20 protein-coding genes are annotated in these 14,796 nt (G+C 46.2%); 13 read left to right on the top strand and 7 right to left on the bottom strand.

From position 1 onward, the window contains the following. Positions 1-72 precede the first annotated feature (72 nt). Positions 73-1,650 (top strand): APC family permease, encoded by a 1,578-nt coding sequence (locus M1E06_RS12105; protein ID WP_020451486.1) that lies wholly within the window; start codon positions 73-75, stop codon positions 1,648-1,650. Positions 1,651-1,696: 46 nt separating this feature from the next. Here the strand turns inward: M1E06_RS12105 and M1E06_RS12100 are convergent, their stop codons facing one another. The 3 genes from M1E06_RS12100 to M1E06_RS12090 all read right to left on the bottom strand — a co-directional run bounded on the left by M1E06_RS12100 (position 1,697) and on the right by M1E06_RS12090 (position 3,564). Further along, positions 1,697-1,996: a spore coat protein gene (locus M1E06_RS12100; protein ID WP_020451487.1), complete on the bottom strand. Its 300-nt coding sequence runs from the start codon at positions 1,994-1,996 to the stop codon at positions 1,697-1,699. Beyond that, positions 1,993-2,193: a spore coat protein gene (locus tag M1E06_RS12095; RefSeq protein WP_023857660.1), complete on the bottom strand. Its 201-nt coding sequence runs from the start codon at positions 2,191-2,193 to the stop codon at positions 1,993-1,995. Before M1E06_RS12095 ends, M1E06_RS12100 begins: the two co-directional genes overlap by 4 nt. 111 nt (positions 2,194-2,304) lie before the next feature. Continuing rightward, complete coding sequence (locus tag M1E06_RS12090; protein WP_216904284.1) at positions 2,305-3,564, bottom strand: glycosyl hydrolase family 18 protein; 1,260 nt, start codon at positions 3,562-3,564, stop codon at positions 2,305-2,307. 181 nt (positions 3,565-3,745) lie between these two features. On the opposite strand from M1E06_RS12090, the gene M1E06_RS12085 reads away from it, so the two are divergent. The 3 genes from M1E06_RS12085 (at position 3,746) to M1E06_RS12075 (ending at position 5,704) form a co-directional block, all read left to right on the top strand. Further along, positions 3,746-4,330 (top strand): TetR/AcrR family transcriptional regulator, encoded by a 585-nt coding sequence (locus M1E06_RS12085; protein WP_020451490.1) that lies wholly within the window; start codon positions 3,746-3,748, stop codon positions 4,328-4,330. A gap of 87 nt (positions 4,331-4,417) precedes the next feature. Then, positions 4,418-4,843 carry a nuclear transport factor 2 family protein gene (locus M1E06_RS12080; RefSeq protein WP_105978870.1) on the top strand — a complete coding sequence of 142 codons (426 nt, stop codon included), beginning with the start codon at positions 4,418-4,420 and terminating at the stop codon, positions 4,841-4,843. A gap of 9 nt (positions 4,844-4,852) precedes the next feature. Then, on the top strand, positions 4,853-5,704 hold the full coding sequence (locus M1E06_RS12075; RefSeq protein ID WP_189319627.1) for an NmrA family NAD(P)-binding protein: 852 nt from the start codon (positions 4,853-4,855) through the stop codon (positions 5,702-5,704). A 53-nt stretch (positions 5,705-5,757) separates the two neighbouring features. On the opposite strand, the gene M1E06_RS12070 is transcribed toward M1E06_RS12075, so the two are convergent. After that, on the bottom strand, positions 5,758-6,063 hold the full coding sequence (locus tag M1E06_RS12070) for a hypothetical protein (RefSeq protein ID WP_020451493.1): 306 nt from the start codon (positions 6,061-6,063) through the stop codon (positions 5,758-5,760). Positions 6,064-6,228: 165 nt separating this feature from the next. Between M1E06_RS12070 and M1E06_RS12065 the strand changes: the two genes are divergently transcribed. Then, entirely contained in the window at positions 6,229-6,684 is a 456-nt protein-coding gene (locus M1E06_RS12065; protein WP_059231941.1) for an OsmC family protein, read from the top strand. Here the strand turns inward: M1E06_RS12065 and erbB are convergent. The 3 genes from erbB to M1E06_RS12050 form a co-directional block, all read right to left on the bottom strand. Then, entirely contained in the window at positions 6,681-7,040 is a 360-nt protein-coding gene (gene erbB, locus M1E06_RS12060; protein ID WP_020451495.1) for an SMR family multidrug efflux transporter EbrB, read from the bottom strand. The genes M1E06_RS12065 and erbB overlap by 4 nt on opposite strands. A gap of 13 nt (positions 7,041-7,053) precedes the next feature. Next, on the bottom strand, positions 7,054-7,371 hold the full coding sequence (erbA, locus tag M1E06_RS12055; protein WP_020451496.1) for an SMR family multidrug efflux transporter EbrA: 318 nt from the start codon (positions 7,369-7,371) through the stop codon (positions 7,054-7,056). A gap of 394 nt (positions 7,372-7,765) precedes the next feature. Continuing rightward, positions 7,766-7,987, bottom strand: coding sequence for a hypothetical protein (locus tag M1E06_RS12050; protein ID WP_020451497.1), 222 nt, complete (start codon positions 7,985-7,987; stop codon positions 7,766-7,768). 124 nt (positions 7,988-8,111) lie between these two features. Here M1E06_RS12050 and M1E06_RS12045 point away from each other — a divergent pair, with 124 nt between their 5' ends. The 8 genes from M1E06_RS12045 (at position 8,112) to M1E06_RS12010 (ending at position 14,786) form a co-directional block, all read left to right on the top strand. Next, entirely contained in the window at positions 8,112-8,513 is a 402-nt protein-coding gene (locus M1E06_RS12045) for a YmaF family protein (RefSeq protein ID WP_020451498.1), read from the top strand. Positions 8,514-8,614: 101 nt separating this feature from the next. Further along, on the top strand, positions 8,615-9,559 hold the full coding sequence (gene miaA, locus M1E06_RS12040; RefSeq protein WP_020451499.1) for a tRNA (adenosine(37)-N6)-dimethylallyltransferase MiaA: 945 nt from the start codon (positions 8,615-8,617) through the stop codon (positions 9,557-9,559). 41 nt (positions 9,560-9,600) lie between these two features. Next, entirely contained in the window at positions 9,601-9,822 is a 222-nt protein-coding gene (gene hfq / locus M1E06_RS12035; protein WP_020451500.1) for an RNA chaperone Hfq, read from the top strand. 313 nt (positions 9,823-10,135) lie between these two features. Further along, positions 10,136-10,348 carry a hypothetical protein gene (locus tag M1E06_RS12030; RefSeq protein WP_020451502.1) on the top strand — a complete coding sequence of 71 codons (213 nt, stop codon included), beginning with the start codon at positions 10,136-10,138 and terminating at the stop codon, positions 10,346-10,348. Between the two features lie 250 nt (positions 10,349-10,598). Further along, complete coding sequence (gene nrdI / locus M1E06_RS12025; RefSeq protein WP_020451503.1) at positions 10,599-10,994, top strand: class Ib ribonucleoside-diphosphate reductase assembly flavoprotein NrdI; 396 nt, start codon at positions 10,599-10,601, stop codon at positions 10,992-10,994. Then, a complete protein-coding gene (nrdE, locus tag M1E06_RS12020) occupies positions 10,951-13,053 on the top strand; it encodes a class 1b ribonucleoside-diphosphate reductase subunit alpha (protein WP_020451504.1) in 2,103 nt (700 codons plus the stop codon). The genes nrdI and nrdE overlap by 44 nt, the downstream gene beginning before the upstream one ends. A gap of 20 nt (positions 13,054-13,073) precedes the next feature. After that, the gene (nrdF, locus tag M1E06_RS12015; protein ID WP_020451505.1) at positions 13,074-14,051 is read left to right on the top strand and encodes a class 1b ribonucleoside-diphosphate reductase subunit beta; all 978 of its coding nucleotides are present in this window, start codon (positions 13,074-13,076) and stop codon (positions 14,049-14,051) included. A gap of 117 nt (positions 14,052-14,168) precedes the next feature. After that, positions 14,169-14,786 (top strand): hypothetical protein, encoded by a 618-nt coding sequence (locus M1E06_RS12010; RefSeq protein WP_216904286.1) that lies wholly within the window; start codon positions 14,169-14,171, stop codon positions 14,784-14,786. Positions 14,787-14,796 lie beyond the last annotated feature (10 nt).

Below are 14,796 nucleotides of genomic sequence, written 5' to 3'. Positions count from 1 at the left end.
CGGGAAAAGTATACAGAGGCGCTTTTTGAACATACTACCTTCTATTAAATGTATTAAAAAGGAGGAAGTGATTTGTCAAATCAGGGCAATTTCAAAAAAACGATCTCTCTGCTTGACCTGATTTTGATCGGCATGGGAGCGATATTCGGCTCGGCTTGGCTGTTTGCCGTCAGCAATGTCGCTTCAAAAGCCGGGCCCGCGGGAAGCTTTTCGTGGATTATCGGCGGCGTCATTATCCTTTTAATCGGCCTCGTTTATGCCGAGCTGGGAGCTGCTTTGCCGCGGACGGGCGGGATTATCCGCTATCCGGTGTATACCCACGGCCACCTTGTCGGATACTTGATTTCATTTATCACGATCGTTGCCTATACAAGCCTGATTTCAATCGAAGTGACCGCTGTCAGGCAATACGTAGCTTATTGGTTTCCCGGTTTGACGATAAAAGGTTCTGAATCGCCGACGATTATCGGCTGGCTTTTGCAGTTTGTGCTGCTTTGTTTGTTCTTTTTACTCAATTATTGGAGTGTCAAAGCGTTTGCGAAATCAAATTTAATCATTTCGGTTTTTAAGTATTTTGTTCCTTTGACGATCATTGTCGTATTGATATTCCATTTTAAGTCGGCCAACTTTGCGGGAGAATTTGCCCCGTTTGGCTTTGACGGGGTGCAGGCGTCCATTTCGACCGGCGGGGTGATGTTTGCATACCTCGGTCTTCATCCGATCGTTTCGGTCGCCGGTGAAGTGAAAAATCCGCAGCGGAACATCCCGGTCGCTCTGCTGATTTGCATCATTGTTTCGGCTTGCATTTATACGATACTGCAAGTGGTGTTTATCGGAGCCATCCCGACTGATATGCTGAATGACGGCTGGAAAGCGATCGGCAAGGAATTTTCTCTTCCATTCAAAGACATCGCGGTGCTTCTCGGGATGGGCTGGCTTGCCACTCTTGTCGTTCTGGATGCGATCTTATCACCCGGCGGAAACGGCAATATTTTTATGAATACGACGTCGCGCTTGGTTTATGCATGGGCGCGGAACGGCACGTTGTTCAAAGTGTTTGCCAAGGTGAATAAATCGACGGGAATTCCGCGTCCGTCGTTGTGGCTGTCGTTCGCGCTCGCCGTTTTTTGGACGCTTCCTTTTCCGTCTTGGGACGCGCTCGTCAATGTTTGCTCTGTAGCCTTGATTCTTTCCTATGCGATTGCTCCGGTTTCAGCGGCAGCGCTGAATGTGAATGCCAAGCAACTCAACAAGCCTCTGCAAATCAAGGGGATGGCTGTCATTGCTCCTGTCTCCTTCGTATTTGCGTCGTATATCGTCTATTGGTCAGGCTGGAACACCGTGTCATGGCTGCTCGGATCGCAGCTCGTGATGTTTGCCGTTTATTGCGCGTGTAAAAAATATGTTCCCCAAGACGATGTTTCGTTTGCACAGCAGCTTAAATCAAGCTGGTGGATTGTCGGTTATTATGTCATGCTCTTGATTTTGTCGTATCTCGGCTCATTCGGTAACGGCGTGGGCCTATTGAGGACGCCGGTCGATTTAATCTTGATCGCAGCAGGATCGATTGCGGTATTTTACTGGGCGAAATATACGGCCCTTCCAAAGGCAGTCATTGATTATGATGAGAAAAAAGAAGAAACCGTTTAAATAAGAATCCCCCGCGTATGGACTGCGGGGGATTCACGCGTTTTCATTACAGTTGCGGAAGATCTTTAGCTGTTTCGGCAGCTTTGGTATCAACTTGAATTTGTTGAGATAAATTGGCAGGATGGTAATAACCTTTTGACATCATATAGTTTGTGATCTGTTCATGAGTATCAATCGCGTCGTTTAAATACTGCTTAAGCGTTTCACGCACTTCTGGAGAAGATGTTTCTGTGATAGCAGTGGCAATGTTTTTGACACCGGTTTTCGCTGAGATTAAAAAGTCGGTCGCTATCACTTGTTCAGTCATCGCGCCCATTCCTGTCATGTTTTGGATGAATTCGTTCATACGGTTTCACCTCTCATTGACAGCAGTCCTTGCAAATGCTCGATCTGATGCTTTGTTTGGGAAGCATCCCGTTCCAAGATGTCGCGAAGCTCTTGATCCTGCACCATTCCCGTCATTGTTGATGACTTAGTCAGGCAAAGGTTTTTAAACATTAACAGCTCATGCAGTTCCAATGTTTCATGAATCCCATTATTCAATTGCAAACATTCCTTTCAGATTTGTTATGGTGTGAAGGACACATCATTAGTATCAAGGTTCGTTAGCGGGATTATTCTGTTTGCTGTTTTACAATAAATTACATGTTGCTGTCAGGCTTTTCTGACGCGAAAGAATTTGGTCAAGAGCCAGGTTCCTTGCGGAAAACTGAGCGTGAGCTGCCAGACACCGCCGCCGCCAAGTCCGTATTCGATGATGAGTTGCAGTTTTTTTCCAATACTGCGTGCGTCTTCAAACCATATGATGTGCCTTCTGCCTTGTTCATCTGTGTATTGGAGAAAAGGGGACTCAGACTTTGTATCATATTGAATCGGTACCTGGTGCTTCATGGCGAGCTGAACGGCGCCTTGGTTGGCGATTCCCGGGTATACGGTACCAGGCTGATAGGGCAGCGTCCAGTTATAGCCGTAAAGCGGAAAGCCGAGAATGATTTTTTCTTTTGGAATATGGCGAAGGGCAAATTGAATCGTCTGCCGGACTTCATTGATCGGAGCGACGGGGCCGGGTTCGCTTGTTCCGTGGTGCCAGTCGTATGCCATGATAAAGACAAGGTCGCTCACTGCGCCGATTCCGCCATAGTCATACCCTTTCAGCCAGGCGATATTTTCATTTGTTTTCGGCGGAACGGCAACCGTCAACACATAACCGGAAGGCTTCAGCCGCTCTTTCAACAGGCGGAGAAAACCTGAAAATAAATCTCTGTCTTCCTCCACAATCTGTTCGAAATCAATATTGACGCCAGCATATCCTTTTCTGGAAATCGTTTGAACAATATTGTCGATGAGTCGCTTTCTTACGGCAGGCTGATTTAATACGCGGTGCGCAAGAGACGGACTAAAGCCTGTTTCTGTCAGATTGGTGACTGTCATGAGGGGAGGAACGCGCCGCCTCCAGGCCGTTTGTACCGCCGGTGAATCATTCAGCTCGCTTAACGATCCGTCGCTTGAAATATGGTATTCAAAAAATGCCAGATATGTGGCGTAGGGGGCAAAATTATGAATCAATTCCTGGTCTAAGCCTGGGTTTCTCAATGTGTAATATCCTAAAGCGGTGATCGGTTTTTTCGGTAATTCCGGAATCGTCACTTTCATCCCCGGCCTCATATTGGCAGGCGTTACAGACGGATTTGCTTTTTGCAATGCTTCGGCGGTTACAAACGTCCGGCGGGCAATCGAATCATAATTGTCTCCCTGCTGAACCGTATATGTATAAAGCGGTATTAAAAGAGCCTGTCCGGGGACAATGTTTGTTTCGACCAACCCGTTTACCAATCGGATCTGGTCAATCGAAATTCCGAACCTGGCACCGATGACAAATAATGAATCTCCCGGCTGAACCGTATAAATAAACAACGGGCACACTTCCTTTTGTTCCTCTGTATGTGACAGGGGTTTTATGCTATGTCTATGACCGGCGCTGAAGGATCATGCGCCGATTTTCTCAATCGGAATGGTGAATAGATCCGTGAAGCGGATAATTCTTGACTGATCGATCTAAAAAGAGTATTCTTCAAATAAAGGAGGTGATAAAGGCTTGGGAAGAAGCAAAGAATTCGATACCGCCCTCGTCCTTCATAAAGCAATGGAGGTTTTCGGCCAATTCGGCTATGAAGGCGCATCGATGCAAGAGCTGCTCAGCCGCCTGGGAATTGCCAGGCAAAGTCTGTACAATACATTCGGCACGAAACGGGATCTGTTTATTGCCGCTCTTACAAGATATCTTGATGATAAAAATGCTCAAGTAATCGCCAGGCTTGAAAGCCCCGGCTCAGTGAAGCAATCGGTTCGGCAGATCTTTCAGGAAAGCTTAAACGCTCTGAAAGACCCCGAGCGCTCAAAGGCATGCTATATCATCAACAGTGCAATTGAACAAATTCCCCGTGATCAAGAGGTTGCCGAATACTTTGATAAGCAGACAAAGCAACTGGAAACCGCCTTTTACAAAGCGCTTGTCCGGGCCGAGTCACAGGGGGAACTAAAGAAGGGAGGTCAAGATCTTTCAGCAGTTGCCCGTTTTTTAAATCAAACCCGGCTGTCGCTCACGTTTCAGGCGAAGTTAACGGGGGACTTTGACGCCCTTCAGGATTTGATCGATGTCAGCCTGTCTGTTCTTGATTAAAGAATTTTTTCGTCAAGGAAGATGGGCTGCCGCTCGTTTTTATCACTATTTTAGACCAATTGGTCAAAAAAGAATGGGGGAAAGAAAATGGCGCATACGATAACCGATGTCGTGGAACAATTTTTGCAGTCGATGCTCGAAAAGGATATGGAAAAGTGGATACAGCTTTGGGATCAAGACGCGGTGTTTGAGCATCCATATGCACCGCCAGGTTTTCCTAAAAAACTAGAAGGAAAGTCGGCGATTTACGAATATATAAAGGATTTTCCCGAAAAGATCGATATTGTCCGCTTCACAGCGCCCACTATTCATCAAATGGCAAATACGGGCTATGCAGCTGTCGAATTTGAATGTGAAGGCACGGTGTGCGAGACGGGGCTTCCTTATAACCAACAGTACATCAGCCTTGTAAACATGAAAGAGGGCAAAATTGTCCACTACAAAGATTATTGGAATCCTCTGACTGTCATCGAATCGTTCGGGGGGACGGCTGCAGACTTTTTAATGACGTAACAAGGAGTGATAAAAGTGGAGAAAAAAATATTGATTACCGGTGGAACCGGCACGACTGGAAGCCGAATCGCCAAACGGCTTGTACGTTCGGGGGCCGGTGTCCGGATCGCAAGCCGGAGAATGCCTGCAATGGCCGGAACGGAACATGTGTATTTTGACTGGAATGATCAAAAAACTTACAGAGACGCATTAAAAAACACGAACTCATTGTATTTGGTTGCGCCTGTCGGTGTATTCGAACCGTCGCCGCTCGTTGTGCCGTTTTTGGAAATGGCAGCGGCATCCTGCGTCCGCCGCATTGTTCTGCTCAGCGCTGCCATTATTGATGAAGACGGACCTGTATTCGGGAAGCTTCATCACGCGGTCAGGCGATATGTTCCTGAATGGACGGTGCTAAAGCCTTCATATTTCATGCAGAATTTTGACCATCAGCATGGCGCTTCGATTCGGAAGAAAAATGAAATCGTCACGGCGTCAGGCAGCGGCAAAGTCGGGTTTATAGATGCAGACGATATTGCTGAAGTGGCTGTGCGCGCATTGCTTGATCAAAAGCCGCATAATACGAGCCATATCTTGACCGGGCCGGAAGCCTTGAGTTATGCTGAAGCCGCGGCAATCATCGGCAGAGCGGCAGGCCGCGACGTCAGGCATGTCAATGTCGAAGTGTCCGCTTTGAGGGAAAGGTATATAAAAGCAGGATTATCTCCCGATTATGCCGGATTCATGTCGGAACTAGACGAGAAAATCAAGAATGGCAAAGAAAACCGCATCACAGATACAGTGGAACGCATCACGGGAAAAAAACCGCGTTCACTGGCTGATTTCGCCAATGAACACGCCGGACTCTGGCGTCTGCTTTAACTTTTCCTGAGACTGAACGGTCTTTTCTCTTTATTTTTGACCGTTCAGTCTAATTAGTAGAATGTTTCGTTGATTTCCCATGACTCAACTGTACAGTAGGCCAAGTGAGGGTCCATACCCATGCCCATTAAATAAGCCATTGCCGCTACTTCTTCCATGGCGTGGTGATAGGAAGTGGTTTGCGCTTCATTTAAACCGTAATGAACAAAAGGCGCAACTGTGCACAACGTCTTATGTTTCAAGTGCGGAAACAACGGACATTTGATGTGGTGCACGGCTGCTTCGGCGTGCTGATACTGGGGGATATGCATATGCTGTTCGGGAGCCGGTGTCTGCTGTAAATGTTCTACATTCTCCATTTCTTTTCGTCCTTTCTTGCGCGGATTTTCGTTGTATTCTATGTTCCGCTCATGCCCCGTGTGTTAGACGGCTGTCACGGTTTACCGGTTTTTTAGGCAAATCAACAGACAGAAAGGTCAAATACCGGTAGACTTTAAGCAGGATAAAAAAAGGAGGTATTTTTTATGGCTAAACATCATTTTTACCTTCAGGCAGACTGGCCTGGAAAACGTAACGACATCGGAAGGATTGAAAGCGGGAATTTAAAAACAGAAATTTCAATTCCAAAGGAAATGGACGGTCCGGGGGCAGGGACAAACCCTGACGAAATGCTGCTCGGCGCCGCTGCGACTTGCTATATCATCACGCTTGCAGCCATGATGGAAAGAAGCGGATTGGAAAAAGAGAGCCTGACGATGGAATCCGAGGCTGTTGTCGATGTGACAGGCGGGGTGTTTACGTACGAAAAAATCATTCACAGACCTCTGATCCGCCTTCCGAAAGAAGCGGCGGAAAAAGAGGTCCAACTTGCCGAAAGACTGGCTGAAAAGGCGGAGACATCCTGTATGATATCAAGGGCGGTTCAGGGCAATGTCGCCATTGAATTAGACCCGAAGATTGTCGTCTCCAAAGCGGATTAGATTTCGATCGTGAGCTGAGCTTTTTGGTCTGCGGCGTCAGCATGCTTTGAATTGAGCAAAAAGACGCCGCAGATGATCAATACAAGCCCAATAAGAGTTTTGAGATTGAATGGCTCCTGAAATATAAAATACCCGATCGCAGCTGTCAAAGCCGTCCCGGTGCCGGCCCAAGTCGCATAAGCCGCAGATAAAGGCAGTGTTTTTAATGAAAAGCTCAGAAACGTAAAAGAAGCCGCAAAACCGATTATGACACCGGCCGCGGGCAGGGGGGCGCTAAAGCCTTCTGACAGCTTCAGCATCGTGCTTCCGAATACTTCGGACAAAATGGCAGCCGCCAAAAAGATCATGCCTTTCATGACATTCTCCTCCTTATGACAGATTGATCAGGACAACGCCTGACACGAGACAAATAATGCCGGCGATATTTCGCCGGTTCAGCTTTTCTTGAAACCACAAGACGCCGATGATTGCAGTCAGAACGGTGCCAGCTCCGCTCCAAGTCGCATAGGAGAGGCTTAGCGGGATGACCTGCAATGTGAGCGACATCATGTAAAATGCGAGACCGTAGCCGATCACTACGAGAACCGACGGCCGCCAGCGCGCGAACCCGTCAGAGATTTTCAGCATGGCGGCTGCCGCCGCTTCTGACAAGATGGCGATCAGCAGAAAAATGTAGCCTGCAATCATATGAAATCCTCCTCTATCAATGTTATTCCATGATTCAAAAGGAGAGCTTTCTCTTCGTCAGCCAGCAGTTCCAATTGAAACAAAAGACTTTGACCATTTGCCAGCGCTCTTTTCACACAACTCACGCTGCGGTTTAAGACATGCTGCCGCAGCAAGGGCGCTTGTACAAAGTTAGTTTTCATTCGAATATCAAAAAACGCAGCCCATAAACGATCTTAAAGTGTTAAAGGTGTATTCCGCAATCGTCATGAGGCCGCTTCAAAGATTTCTTCTTTTTTAGACATAAAAAAAACCCGTATTACTAACCGGTTGGTAAAATCCATCTTAATTGATGCAAAAGTTCTAAGTCAAGAAAAAAGTTATGTAAAAAGGCCCCTGGAAGAGCCTTTATCTGTCAGAAAAAAGGATAGTAAGGATACGGCGGATACGGATATCCCCAAGGGCCGAGAAGCGCTCCGGCAGTAAGTCCGCCCAAAAAACCTCCGAAGAAGGGGCCCGGACCGAAAAACGGACGCGGGCCGAAAAACGGGCGCCCAAAAGGTCCGCCAAAGAAAGGTCTGCCGATGATGCGCTGGTTGTCGTCGCCGTATACAGGAGCGTGCTCGAAATGATTCATAAAAAAATCCCTCCAATAATAAAATGAAACCTGACTAACATCACTGTATTCTGCCCAGCCGTTTTTGCTTGGGCGCCCGTCGTATTTTTTAGTGAAGCCGCCCTTAAAAAGGAGTGAATGAAACATGACGCTGTATCAGTCGGATTGGTCAAAAGCGCCTCCCCATGCCCACGCCTACAGGGCGAGAACATCGACTGCCAATGGCCATTACCACCTAATTGAAGGCTTTTCCCAGCCGGCAAACGGGAGCAATACAGATGGGCACGTTCATTTTTATTCCGGCATCACTTCTTTCGATAAGGGACATTATCACAGGTATTACGCGATTACGGGGCCCGCGATTCCGCGGGCGGACGGCACGCATTATCATGAAATCGGGGGCACGACCTATCTGGCATATTCTGCGGCTCCCCCGATCAGATTTGGCGGAGTCGTGTATGTAAGCGATGGAATAAAGGAGAGGCACCGGCATACTTTTAAGGGTTCCACAAGAGAAATCGTGGGGAATGAGCCGATAGGGTGGTGAGGGAATGTTTGGAAAACAATGAAAACGGGTAAAATGAAATGGGTGTTTTTGAACGTGAAATGGTATAATGGGAGGAGCTTGTTTAAAGAGAGTGATCAGCAGTGAATAAAACGAAACCGCCGGTCATCGTTTTGATCGGACCGACCGCTGTCGGTAAAACAAAATTAAGCGTGATGCTGGCCGAGCATTTGAATGCGGAAATTATCAGCGGAGATTCGATGCAGATTTACAAAAGAATGGATATCGGCACAGCAAAAATTAAAGAAGAAGAAATGAACGGGGTTCCGCATCACTTGATCGATATTAAAGAACCGACGGAATCTTTCTCGGTTGCTGAATATCAGGAGATCGTCAGACAAAAAATCGCAGAGATTGGCAGGCGAGGGAAGCTTCCGATGATTGTGGGGGGGACAGGGCTCTATATCCAGTCTGTCCTTTACGACTATTCATTCACAGAGGAAGCGGGCGACCCTGAGTTCCGAGCGGAGATGGAGGCGCTCTCTGACAAGAGAGGAGCCGAATATGTTCACTGTCTATTGAAAGAGCGCGATCCCGGAGCGGCAAAAGCCATTCATCCAAACAATAAACGAAGGGTCATCAGGGCGCTTGAAATTTTCCATACGACAGGAAAAACGATGTCTGAACATATGGAAGGACAGCGGAAAGAGCTTTTATACACCACGGCTCTCATCGGTTTGACGATGGAGCGGGAAGTGCTGTATGACAGGATCAACAGCCGCGTAGACCAGATGATGGATGAGGGGCTGCTGAATGAAGTGAAACAGCTTTATGATGAAAACATAAGAAATTGCCAGTCTGTTCAGGCCATCGGGTACAAAGAGCTTTATGCGCACCTTGAAGGCAGAGCGTCCTTGGAAGAGGCGGTTGAGACGTTGAAGCGGAATTCGAGACGCTACGCCAAAAGACAGCTGACATGGTTCAGAAATCAAATGGATGTCGCCTGGTATGACATGACGCCCCCTGTCAATATCGAGCAGAAAAAACAGGAAATTTTCACTTACATAGCAGGAAAGCTCGAACTTTAATCGAAACAGTATGGTATAGAGAAACAAGGAGGACCAGAAACATGAAATCGATAAATATTCAAGATCAGTTTTTGAATCAGATTCGGAAAGAAAGTACATTTGTCACGGTCTTTTTACTGAATGGATTTCAGCTGCGCGGACAAGTAAAAGGATTTGACAACTTTACAGTGTTGATTGAATCGGAAGGAAAGCAGCAGCTTATATACAAACATGCCATTTCCACATTTGCACCGCAAAAAAACGTTCAACTCGAACTCGAATAGCGATTTACGGCTAAAAGACCATGCCTGGCATGGTCTTTTCAGATTGCCTGACAAAATCCTGAAACAGTTTACTGTTTTGGGATTTTGTCGTTTTCGAGGCGACTTTACAATCAACTGCGGCCGTTGCCGGTCCGAGCAGGAGTCTGGGAATAAAAGGAACGGATACCAATTGCTGGACATCCTGTCTAAAACGCCGCCGTCATCACGTCCTGTGAAAGACCGAGGCATTCAAATTTACAAAGCGGCATCTAATCGCTAAACTAAGTAGTGTTTACATCAATTCAGTTTGAAAATGAAAAGGAATGAGCGAACAATGAAACCTAAGATCGTCATCAACCATTGGGAAGAGACGTGTGAAGATGATTCCTGCTATGAATACGGCACAAGTATTCTCGTCAACGGAAAAGAACTTGTCAGGGAAGCGTCGATCATGACGGCTGTTCAGTCGGTTCTTAAGGAACTCGGCATCGAAGCCGATATTAAAGAGGTATGCGAGAACAAGTGCTGTGACACTTACAAAAAATAAGCGAAAAAGTCTAGTCTACTAACTCAATTTTTTTCGTGTTATGATAGATTTCGGTTTGTGAGTAGGATGAGCGAACGGCTCTCATTCTACTCATATTTCTTTGGCCTTAGGCCTCCTAAGCTGAAGCAAATTGTGAACTTTCATCAACCTGAGCACAATATATTGTGTTTTCTTGAATGATAGTATACTATATATTGTGTAAGGTTCGAGTTGAAAGACTCGGAAACAATTTTACTAGGTCGTGATAATGATGATTCAGATCGTATTTGATTCAAAAACGGGAAACGTTCAGCGCTTTGTGGATAAGACGCCTTTTCGCAATAAACGGAAAGTCAGCACAGAGGAGTATCTAGACGAACCGTTTGTTTTGATCACGTACACGACAGGGTTTGGGGAAGTTCCGAAAACGACTGAGATGTTTCTTGAGAAAAACGCCCATCTTCTTTTGGGAGTTGCGGCAAGCGGAAACAGAGTGTGGGGAGACAATTTTGCGAAAAGCGCAGAAAAAATCTCGAAGCAGTATCAGGTTCCGATTCTCGGCAAATTTGAGCTCAGCGGGACGGCCAAAGACGTTGAACTGTTTACTCAGGAGGTAGAAAGAATTGTCACAAAATCAAGTGCCAAAATGGATCCAGTTAAACAATGAGATCATGATCCAAAAAGACGGGAAATTCCAGTTTGATAAAGATAAAGAAGCTGTACATAGTTATTTTGTAGACTATATCAACCAAAATACGGTATTTTTCCATGATCTGAAAGAGAAAATCGATTACTTAATCAAGAATGACTACTATGAAGAAGAGTTTTTAAGCCGCTACACGTTCGAAGAAATCAAGGAAGTGTTCAAAGAGGCTTACGCTAAAAAATTCAGATTCCCGTCCTTTATGAGCGCTTTTAAGTTTTACAATGACTATGCGCTGAAGACAAACGACAAGAAAAAAATTCTTGAACGCTATGAAGACAGAATCTCTATCGTAGCTTTATTTTTTGCAAACGGGGATAAGGAGAAGGCGAAGGAATTCGTCAGAATGATGATCAACCAGGAGTATCAGCCGAGCACGCCGACGTTCTTAAATGCCGGCCGCAAACGCCGAGGAGAGCTGGTCAGCTGCTTCCTCTTGGAAGTCAATGATTCCTTGAACGACATCTCGAGAGCGATTGATATTTCAATGCAGCTGTCAAAGCTAGGCGGAGGCGTATCGTTGAACCTTTCAAAACTGCGTGCGAAAGGCGAAGCGATCAAAGACGTCGAAAACGCGACAAAAGGCGTCGTCGGCGTGATGAAGCTTCTTGACAACGCATTCCGTTACGCTGATCAGATGGGACAAAGACAAGGCTCAGGGGCTGCATACTTAAACATTTTCCACCGCGACATCAACGATTTCCTCGATACGAAGAAGATTTCGGCTGATGAGGATGTCCGGGTGAAAACATTGTCCATCGGAGTCGTCATTCCAGATAAATTCATCGAGCTTGCAAGAGAGGATAAAGCGGCATACGTATTCTATCCGCACACCGTTTATAAAGCGTACGGCGAGCACCTCGATGAAATGGACATGAACGAGATGTACGACCGGCTTGTGGAAGATCCGCGCGTCAAAAAAGAAAAAATCCACCCGCGCAAGATGCTCGAAAAGCTTGCGATGTTAAGATCGGAATCAGGATATCCGTACATTATGTTCCAGGACAATGTCAACAACGCGCATGCGAACAATCATATTTCCAAGGTTAAATTTTCCAACCTTTGCTCAGAGGTTCTTCAGGCTTCACAGGTTTCTTCATACACAGACTACGGTCAAGAAGATGAGATCGGCCTTGACATCTCCTGCAACCTTGGTTCATTGAACATATTGAACGTCATGAAAAACAAATCGCTTGAGCAGACGGTTAAGCTTGCAACCGATTCGCTGACGCACGTTTCTGAAACGACGAACATTACGAACGCACCGGCGGTCAAAAAAGCGAACAAAGCGATGAAATCCATCGGCCTTGGAGCGATGAACCTGCACGGATTCCTGGCACAGAACAATATCGCCTACGAAAGTGAGGAAGCGAGGGACTTCGCGAACACTTTCTTTATGATGATGAACTTTTACTCGATTGAACGGTCTGCCGAAATCGCCAAAGAAAAAGGTGAGACGTACCATAACTACGAAGGTTCGGCTTACGCAACGGGTGAATACTTCGAAAAGTATGTTACTCAAGATTTCTCGCCTAAATTCGAAAAAGTGGCCAAGCTTTTTGAAGGCATGCACATCCCGACAAAAGAAGACTGGGAACAGCTGAAACAGTTTGTCAAAGAACACGGATTGTATCACAGCTACAGACTGTGCATCGCACCGACCGGGTCCATTTCATATGTACAGTCAAGCACGGCATCAGTCATGCCGATCATGGAGCGGATTGAAGAAAGAACCTACGGCAACTCCAAGACGTACTATCCGATGCCTGGACTTGCGCCGAGCAACTGGTTCTACTATAAAGAAGCGTATGATATGGACATGTTCAGAGTTGTCGACATGATCTCGACGATTCAGCAGCACGTTGACCAAGGCATAAGCTTTACATTGTTCCTGAAAGATACAATGACGACACGCGATCTGAACCGGATCGATCTTTATGCCCACCATAAAGGAATCAAAACACTTTACTATGCAAGAACGAAGGATACAGGGCAAGAAGGCTGCCTTTCTTGTGTCGTTTGATTAAAGGAGAGTATGCGAAAGTGACGAAAATTTATGATGCAGCAAACTGGTCAAAGCATGAAGATGATTTTACCCAAATGTTTTACAACCAAAATGTGAAGCAATTTTGGCTTCCGGAAGAGATTGCGCTTAATGGAGACCTTCTGACATGGAAGTACTTGGGTAAAAATGAACAGGACACATACATGAAGGTGCTCGCGGGGCTGACGCTTCTCGATACAGAGCAGGGGAACACGGGAATGCCCCTTGTCGCTGAGCATGTGGAAGGGCATCAGCGCAAAGCGGTGCTGAACTTCATGGCGATGATGGAAAACGCGGTCCACGCCAAGTCCTATTCAAACATTTTCATGACGCTTGCCCCGACAGAGACGATCAACGAAGTCTTTGAATGGGTTAAACAAAACAAATATTTGCAGAAAAAAGCTCAGGTCATTGTCGGACTCTATGAGAAAATTCGCCAGGGTGATAAAATTTCGCTGTTTAAAGCGATGGTCGCATCCGTTTATTTAGAAAGCTTCCTGTTCTACAGCGGCTTCTACTACCCGCTTTATTTTTACGGACAGGGCAAGCTGATGCAAAGCGGCGAAATCATCAACCTGATCTTGCGGGACGAAGCGATTCATGGCGTCTATGTCGGCCTGCTCGCTCAGGAGATTTACAATCAGCAGACACCTGAGAAAAAAGAAGAGCTGTACGCGTTTGCCATTGATCTATTAAAAGAGCTTTATGAAAATGAGCTTGAATATACAGAAGATCTGTACGACCAGGTCGGCCTTTCACACGACGTGAAGAAGTTTATCCGCTATAATGCCAACAAAGCGCTGATGAACCTTGGCTTTGAAGCTTATTTTGAAGAAGAAGAGATCAATCCGATCGTGTTGAACGGGTTGAATACGAAAACGAAGTCACACGACTTCTTCTCAATGAAAGGAAACGGCTACAAAAAAGCAACAGTTGAACCGATAAGAGACGACGATTTTTACTTTGACGATAAGTAAGCCGGCCGGGCTAAAAGGGCGCATCCGCGCCCAAGCCCCGCCTTTCAGTTATAGATACACGGCAAAATGAGAGCAGAACGAATCTGCTCTTTTCACTTTGAGGAGGAAACGGATACAATGGGAAAAATGGATGAAATCATTCTCGTGGTCCCGCGGGAAAACGTATTTGCAAATGAAACGCTGACCTTCCAAGGCGTCAACAGCGACGGTGAGAAGGTCGAGAAGATCATGGCGCATATTGAACAGCACTTCAGTGAAATGAGAAGGGGAGACGCCGAAGAAGATCCTGCGTTTAAACAGCCGATCCCTTATGTTGTCATCAAAAGAGAAGACGAAATATTTGTATACGAGCGGCTCGAAGGCGGAGGGGAAGCGCGGCTTCACAACAAGCTGTCACTCGGCTTCGGCGGCCACATGAACTTTGCCGAAGGGCTTGATTTTTCCGGTATTCTGAAGTTAAACACAGACCGTGAACTTGATGAAGAGCTTCTGATTGAGGAATCAGATAAAGAAAAAATGGTGACGCTCGGACTGATTAATGATGATGAAAACAGCGTCGGAAAAGTACATATCGGAATCCTTTCAGCGCTTGAATTAAAACCGGGCGCACACGTTGAAGTTAAAGAAAAGGAGCAGATTGCCGGCCGGTGGATGAAAGCCAGTGATCTGAAAGATAAAAGCGTCTATGACAGACTTGAATCTTGGTCACAGTTTGTCGTTGATATCTTAGTTTAAATTGGAAAAC

The organism is Bacillus sp. AK124, assembly GCF_053903085.1.
This window is presented reverse-complemented; position numbering and strand designations above follow the sequence as displayed.

Excerpts from the sequence above, each read along its gene's own strand:
- M1E06_RS12100 (WP_020451487.1), bottom strand. The coding sequence starts at position 1,996 with ATGAACGAATTCATCCAAAACATGACAGGAATGGGCGCGATGACTGAA.
- M1E06_RS12080 (WP_105978870.1), top strand. The coding sequence starts at position 4,418 with ATGGCGCATACGATAACCGATGTCGTGGAACAATTTTTGCAGTCGATG.
- M1E06_RS12070 (WP_020451493.1), bottom strand. The coding sequence starts at position 6,063 with ATGGAGAATGTAGAACATTTACAGCAGACACCGGCTCCCGAACAGCAT.
- M1E06_RS12065 (WP_059231941.1), top strand. The coding sequence starts at position 6,229 with ATGGCTAAACATCATTTTTACCTTCAGGCAGACTGGCCTGGAAAACGT.
- erbB (WP_020451495.1), bottom strand. The coding sequence starts at position 7,040 with ATGAAAGGCATGATCTTTTTGGCGGCTGCCATTTTGTCCGAAGTATTC.
- erbA (WP_020451496.1), bottom strand. The coding sequence starts at position 7,371 with ATGATTGCAGGCTACATTTTTCTGCTGATCGCCATCTTGTCAGAAGCG.
- M1E06_RS12050 (WP_020451497.1), bottom strand. The coding sequence starts at position 7,987 with ATGAATCATTTCGAGCACGCTCCTGTATACGGCGACGACAACCAGCGC.
- M1E06_RS12045 (WP_020451498.1), top strand. The coding sequence starts at position 8,112 with ATGACGCTGTATCAGTCGGATTGGTCAAAAGCGCCTCCCCATGCCCAC.
- hfq (WP_020451500.1), top strand. The coding sequence starts at position 9,601 with ATGAAATCGATAAATATTCAAGATCAGTTTTTGAATCAGATTCGGAAA.
- M1E06_RS12030 (WP_020451502.1), top strand. The coding sequence starts at position 10,136 with ATGAAACCTAAGATCGTCATCAACCATTGGGAAGAGACGTGTGAAGAT.
- nrdI (WP_020451503.1), top strand. The coding sequence starts at position 10,599 with ATGATTCAGATCGTATTTGATTCAAAAACGGGAAACGTTCAGCGCTTT.
- M1E06_RS12010 (WP_216904286.1), top strand. The coding sequence starts at position 14,169 with ATGGGAAAAATGGATGAAATCATTCTCGTGGTCCCGCGGGAAAACGTA.